4 protein-coding genes and 2 pseudogenes are annotated in these 5,890 nt (G+C 34.4%); 2 read left to right on the forward strand and 4 right to left on the reverse strand.

What is annotated here, in order from left to right; translation table 11 throughout:
• Positions 1-589, forward strand: a 589-nt coding sequence (locus DRF58_RS17555) for a tyrosine-type recombinase/integrase (protein WP_116037222.1), incomplete at its 5' end; no start/stop codon positions are given.
• A pseudogene (locus tag DRF58_RS17560) lies at positions 586-1,859 on the forward strand (IS91 family transposase). The gene DRF58_RS17555 and the pseudogene DRF58_RS17560, both read left to right, overlap by 4 nt.
• 878 nt (positions 1,860-2,737) lie before the next feature.
• On the opposite strand, the pseudogene DRF58_RS17565 reads toward DRF58_RS17560, so the two are convergent.
• The 4 genes and pseudogenes from DRF58_RS17565 to DRF58_RS17580 form a co-directional block, all read right to left on the reverse strand.
• A pseudogene (locus tag DRF58_RS17565) lies at positions 2,738-3,532 on the reverse strand (DNA-methyltransferase); the annotation flags it as partial.
• Positions 3,533-3,793, reverse strand: a complete 261-nt coding sequence (locus DRF58_RS17570; protein ID WP_116037224.1) for a hypothetical protein — start codon at positions 3,791-3,793, stop codon at positions 3,533-3,535.
• A gap of 10 nt (positions 3,794-3,803) precedes the next feature.
• Positions 3,804-4,643, reverse strand: a complete 840-nt coding sequence (locus DRF58_RS17575; RefSeq protein WP_116037225.1) for a type II restriction endonuclease — start codon at positions 4,641-4,643, stop codon at positions 3,804-3,806.
• On the reverse strand, positions 4,627-5,553 hold the full coding sequence (locus tag DRF58_RS17580; RefSeq protein ID WP_116037227.1) for a DNA adenine methylase: 927 nt from the start codon (positions 5,551-5,553) through the stop codon (positions 4,627-4,629). The genes DRF58_RS17575 and DRF58_RS17580 overlap by 17 nt, the downstream gene beginning before the upstream one ends.
• Positions 5,554-5,890 lie beyond the last annotated feature (337 nt).

Here is a 5,890-nt window from a genome sequence, read left to right on the forward strand (position 1 = left end):
AGAGAAAAAACTGCCTGTTGTGCTCAGTAAGCATGAGGTTTGGAAGATGTTGTCCTGTTGTAAACTTTTAAAACATAAAATATTAATCGGGTTGCTTTACGGTTGCGGTTTGCGCTGTCTGGAAGTACGGAATCTTCGTCTCTGTGATTTGGATTTTGACCGAAAACAGCTGAAAGTGGTTCAAGGCAAAGGCAAAAAAGACCGCTATTTGCCTTTGTCGGAACATTTGATTCGGGGTTTAAAAAAATATATTGAAGCGGAAAAACCGGAAGATTTTCTCTTTGGAGAACCTCGAGCAAATCGTGCAGGTGGAGAATTCGATTCAAGATATTCGCAACGTGGCGTACAATGGGCGGTGAAACAGGCTTCAAAAACGGCAAAAATATTGAAAGAAGTAAGTGTTCATACGCTTCGGCACAGTTTTGCGACGCATCTTTTGGAAGATGGGATGGATATTTTGAGCATCAAAAATCTTCTCGGTCACGAAAGTATTGATACGACGTTGATTTATCTCCAAATTGCCCAGCTTTCAACCCAAAAACTCTTTTCACCGCTCGATACTTTGTTTTCGGAATTTGGGAAGAAATGAGAGGTTTTAAAACCATAAAAAAACAGCCAACTCAACCACAATCTCAATCTCAACCTCAATACGAAGTCGCCGATGTTTTAAACAAATTAGGTTCAAAATTGGAAGATTTAGGACTTAATTCCTGGCAATTACGAACACTTTCAGCGTTGAAAAAATGCCGTACCTCTGCTTTGGGTGGTCATATTGACGCTTGTGATGAATGTGGAAATGTAAGCATCAGTTACAACTCCTGCCGAAACCGTCACTGCCCAAAATGTCAGAGCAAAAACCGAGAGCAATGGATTGAAAATCGGGAAACCGAACTGCTTCCTGTGCCTTATTTTACTCATTTTTTATTATTCGTTTTAATTGTATTCGTGATACGCTTCGCTTAATTCACGTGGTTTTTACGCTTCCGGATCATTTAAATTCTTTAGCATTGCATCAGCCAAAAATGTTGTATGATATATTGTTTGAATCGGCTTGGGAAACCCTTCAAACGTTTGGCAAAAACAAAAATCTCCAAATGGGAATGATTGCTGTTTTGCACACTTGGGGACAGAATCTGAGTCTTCATCCGCATTTGCACTGCATTGTTCCGGGCGGTGGTGTGGATGAAAGCGGAACTTGGAAAAATCTACGTTCAGATGGGAAATTTCTCTTTCCGGTAAAGGCTTTGAGCAAAGTTTTCAGGGCTAAATTTTGTGAGAAACTGAAGCATCAATTATCATTAAAATTGAATGAAAATCAACGAGAAAAATTTACTGAAAATGAGGCTGGGAATTACGAAAAATTAAGACAAAGTTTGTGGGAAAAACCTTGGGTGGTTTACGCCAAAAAGCCTTTTGGAAGCCCAAAATCTGTGGTAGAATATTTGGGTAGATACACGCATAAAATCGCCATCAGCAACCAGAGAATCAGGAAAATTGATGCTGAAAATGTAACGTTCGAGTACAAAGATTACCGCCAAAAAGGCATCAAAAAGCAGATGGTTTTGAGCCATGAAGAGTTTATCCGAAGATTTGCGATGCATATTTTACCGAAAAGATTTGTAAAAATCCGTCATTATGGTTTTTTGAGCAGCACCTGGAAGCGTATCAAACTTAAAAATCTGCAACAAAATTTAGGCATCCAGCCCAAAGAAAAGCTTCCGCCAAAAGCTTTTCAGCCGAAATGTACGTGTTGTAAAGTTGGAAATCTTGTGACGATTGCCACGTTCGATCTTCGAGGTCCGCCAAGTTGGTTTTTGGAGATGAGCCGAAATTTACCTGCTCCTAAATCTGCATTTTAGCGGATTTGGGTAAGGGAAATGTTACCCTAACGTGAAGGAAAGCACGATAAAACCAAGAAAAACTCGCCAAAATCACCCACAAAAAAAGAGACTCTTCTCAAAGTCTCTTGTATCTCTAAAAATCTTTTGTCGATAAACCCATAGTGTGGGAAAATACCCAGCAAAAAGCTCCCGAAGCTTCCGTTCAACAGGGTTTTCATTGTTCGTGCTTCGCACGCAACGAAAACTTAGCTATTAGCGGAAGTTTTTACTGAAACATTAATATTATTCTGATGATTAACGTTCCTATACCAAGTAACAATAAGATAAACCAAGAATTTTTGTAAGAATTTGATTTATCTTTTTTTGTAAATTTTAAATATAATCCAGCAAAAATTAATGCTATTGGAAGAAGTAATTGCAAGTATTCGGTCATTTTATAATATTAATGTTATGTCTTATGAATCAAGTTTTAAGATTCTAAGTATTTTTCTATTTACAATATTAATTATTTAGATTGAGGTGGTTTTATTGAAATATAGAAAATAAAAAATTAGTGTTTTATGTAATTTGAAAATTTTGTACCAATACTTATTCAATTTTATTAAATATTGTTGTCAAAATGATTAATTAATTTTTTTGTTTAAAGCGCTTTGTTTAAAATTTCCGCTAACGTTTTGCGGCTTTGCGAAGTGGCGGATTTCGAAGCACAAATGTTCAGTTTTGCACTAAAGTTCATTAGAATTACTGCTGTTGATTTTAGCACTAAACCCGCCATTTTGCAAAACCGTTGTTAGCCGATCGCCCCTTTTGTTTTCAAGGTTTAGTTCGGTTTTATATTCTGTTCTTGGTTCTTCAACAAGGAATAATTCAAGTTCTTTTTTGTCGTTGAAACCACCAATTTTTTGTCTGTAAGTTGCAGATATTTTAGGATTTTCAATTTCGATTTTTCGGTTTTTACTTATTGTCAGAAACTCTTCTTCTTGGTCAATTCCTAAAAATCTTCGATTTGCCAAATTAGCAGCAATTCCTGTTGTCGAACTGCCTGCAAATGGATCTAAAATCCAAGCGTTTGGCTTTGTCGAAGCTAAAATAAGTCTTGTCAAAACCGACAAAGGTTTTTGTGTTGGATGTTTTCCGCACGATTTTTCCCAAGGTGCAATTGCTGGCAATTTCCAAACGTCTTTCATTTGTTTGTCGCCGTTGAGTTTTTTCATTAATTCATAGTTGAAGTAATGTGGAATTTTTTCGCTTTTTCTTGCCCAAATTATTTGCTCGGTTGAATATGTAAAATATCTACACGAGAAATTTGGTGGCGGATTTGATTTTTCCCAAGTGATTACGTTGAGAATTTTAAAACCCAATTCATTTAGAATTTGCCCAACTGAAAAAATGTTGTGCATTGTTCCGCTAATCCAAATTGTTGCATCGTCTTTCATTTTGTCACGAACTAATGAAAGCCATTTTCTATTGAAGTCGTTTATAAATTCAAATCCTTCGGATTTGTCCCATTTTCCTTTATTTACGCTTACAATTTTTCCGCTTTGAATTGACAGTCCATTGTTTGATAAAAAATAGGGTGGATCTGCAAAGATCATATCAAACTTGTGGTCAAATTGAGGCAAAAGATCCATTGTATCTCCGTGAAGAAGATAAAAATCTTTGTCGTCAGATTTGAAAAATGGACTTATCATTTAGTAACTATCTACAACACCGTTATAATAACCTAAAGAATATGCAGCGTGTGGACTTCGATGTCTTCTGTCGCCTTTTTGGCTTTCTTCTAATCCGTCTAAAACATTCGCTAAATTAATGTTTTCAGCTTTTTGTAAGCCGTGTTGATAGCCAATTTCGTAAGCACAAGAAGCACATTTGTGTCTTCCAACACCTTCTTGTCCAATTGGTAAATCTCTAACTATGTTGTCTGTATTATCGTGGTTCTTGTTACAAGCCATATTTTGATTTTTAAAAATTTAAAACTTCTTCTTCTTGAATTTTCTTGATAAAATTTTCAAGTGTTATCAAATTGTACAAACTTGGAATTATGTTGTACGCTTCTTCTAATTTGTTTTTTGCAGAAAACCAACCTTGTCCATCAGTTATCCAAACAAATTCGTAATCGTCATATTGGTTAATTTTAGGTGCAACATCAGAATAAGATCTTGCAGTTTCGTTTAATTTTGAACCACCACTATTGTAATAATTGGTTTCAATTAAATAGGTTTTCTTTTTGGTTTTTATGACAAAGTCAAAACGTTTCACATCCGCACCTAAGCTTATGATTTCTGGAAAGATTGTATTATTTACTTCCTTTTTGTAAAAAACTCCTGCCTTGTCAAAAATTAGAGAAACTGCTTTAGACATATTATCACCACCTCTGTTTTTTCTTGCATTAGTGTCTAAACCAACCTCAATTCCAAAAACGTAATCAACTAAATTTGTTACATCTTTATTTCTGAAAAGTTCTGCTAAACCTGTTTCGTCTATGTATTCTAAAATACCTTCAGGAGAAGTGAAATAAGTATCAAGCAAGACGATTTTTCCATTATTATTGAATGTTTTTGCCTTTTTATTTTTTCGGATTGCAATCAAAATATCTAAAACCTCAAAAACATTTGGGTTTTCTTGATAAAGTTCATTTACTGCTTCTTTCAAATTTTCTTTTCCAATCAAATAATTAAGTTGATTTAGTTTGATTGAAATTTTGTTTACGTTGCTTTTTATTTTTTTGAAGTCTGTAAAATAGTCAAGCGTTGCATTTGTTTCTGAAAACTGCGATAGGAAATGTTTAAATTGCTCTGACATATTCTTGACTATTCGTTTGATTTGTAATTAATAACTCTGTTAATTTTCCTCTTTTTTCTGGATTGGCGTTTATGCTTCTTCTTGCGTCAACTCTTTGAATGTTGAAGTCAGAATATAAGTCGTCAAAGAAATTATCATTTTCGTTTTTACCTTTCACGTCTGAATTACTTAAAATCCAAGTGTGATTTAGTGCGTCCAATTTTGAACAAAAATCTTTCAAACGAATTTGTTCTTTGTCGTTGAATTCGTCTTTTGCATAAGAATTAAAACTTGAAGTTTCACTTAAAGGTTTGTATGGCGGATCAAAATAAAATAAAGAATTTTTGTCTGCGTAATTCAAAGTTTGTTCAAAATCTCCTTTCAGAATTTCAACTTTTTGCAAGGCATTACTTACTGCCAAAATATTTTCCTTGTCACAAATGGTTGGTTTTTTATAACCACCCATCGGAACATTGTACAAATTCTTGCTATTCACTCTATACAGACCATTGAAGCAAGTACGATTAAGAAAAATAAACAAAGCGGCTTGTCCGCTTTTTTCTTCTTTTCTTGTGTTGTACAATTCTCTTTTTTGGTAGTAGTAAAGTTTTTTGTTCTCCTCATTTCCTTCCAAATTGTGAAATTCATTTTGTAGAATTTCAAGAATTGAAATCAATTCTTTTGGATTTGAAGCGATTGTTTTGTAAGTATTTATTAAATCTTCGTTGATGTCGTTTATTACAGCTTTTTCAAGTTTTGGAAAGTTGTTAAGCATCCAAAAAAGAACTGCACCACTACCAACAAATGGTTCAATGTATGTAAATTTTTCTTTCGTTATTTCTGTTGGCAAAGTCCGTTCAATGTCGTTGATAAGCTGGGTTTTTCCACCTGCCCACTTCAAAAACGGTTTTGCTATTTTAATATCTGTCATTCTAATTTAATTCAGTTATACGCTTCAAATTTACAATATTTTTCCGTCTTAAAAGACTGTTTAGAAGTTGATTTTTGTCCGAATGTTGATTTTTAGCACGGTCGTTTTGGGGTGTCGGCTAATTTTGGGGCTTTGCGAAGGCTGGGATTAGAAGTACTAATGTTCAAATTTAGCACAAAAGCTAATAGAAAGTACAAATGTTCAATTTAGCACTGAAGCCCAGCTTTTGCAAAACCCCTGTTGAACTAAACCTTCGGTAGCCCCGTCTGCATATTTTTGATTACTTTGTAAAACTAATTAAAAAATCAATAGAATGGCAACAAAAAAAAGAGTTTAG

Origin of the sequence: Epilithonimonas hispanica, from assembly GCF_003385395.1 — a bacterium.
Lineage (GTDB): Bacteria > Bacteroidota > Bacteroidia > Flavobacteriales > Weeksellaceae > Epilithonimonas > Epilithonimonas hispanica.

Coding starts and splice junctions, on each gene's coding strand:
- DRF58_RS17580 (WP_116037227.1), bottom strand. CDS start 5,553: ATGACAGATATTAAAATAGCAAAACCGTTTTTGAAGTGGGCAGGTGGA.
- DRF58_RS17570 (WP_116037224.1), bottom strand. CDS start 3,793: ATGGCTTGTAACAAGAACCACGATAATACAGACAACATAGTTAGAGAT.
- DRF58_RS17575 (WP_116037225.1), bottom strand. CDS start 4,643: ATGTCAGAGCAATTTAAACATTTCCTATCGCAGTTTTCAGAAACAAAT.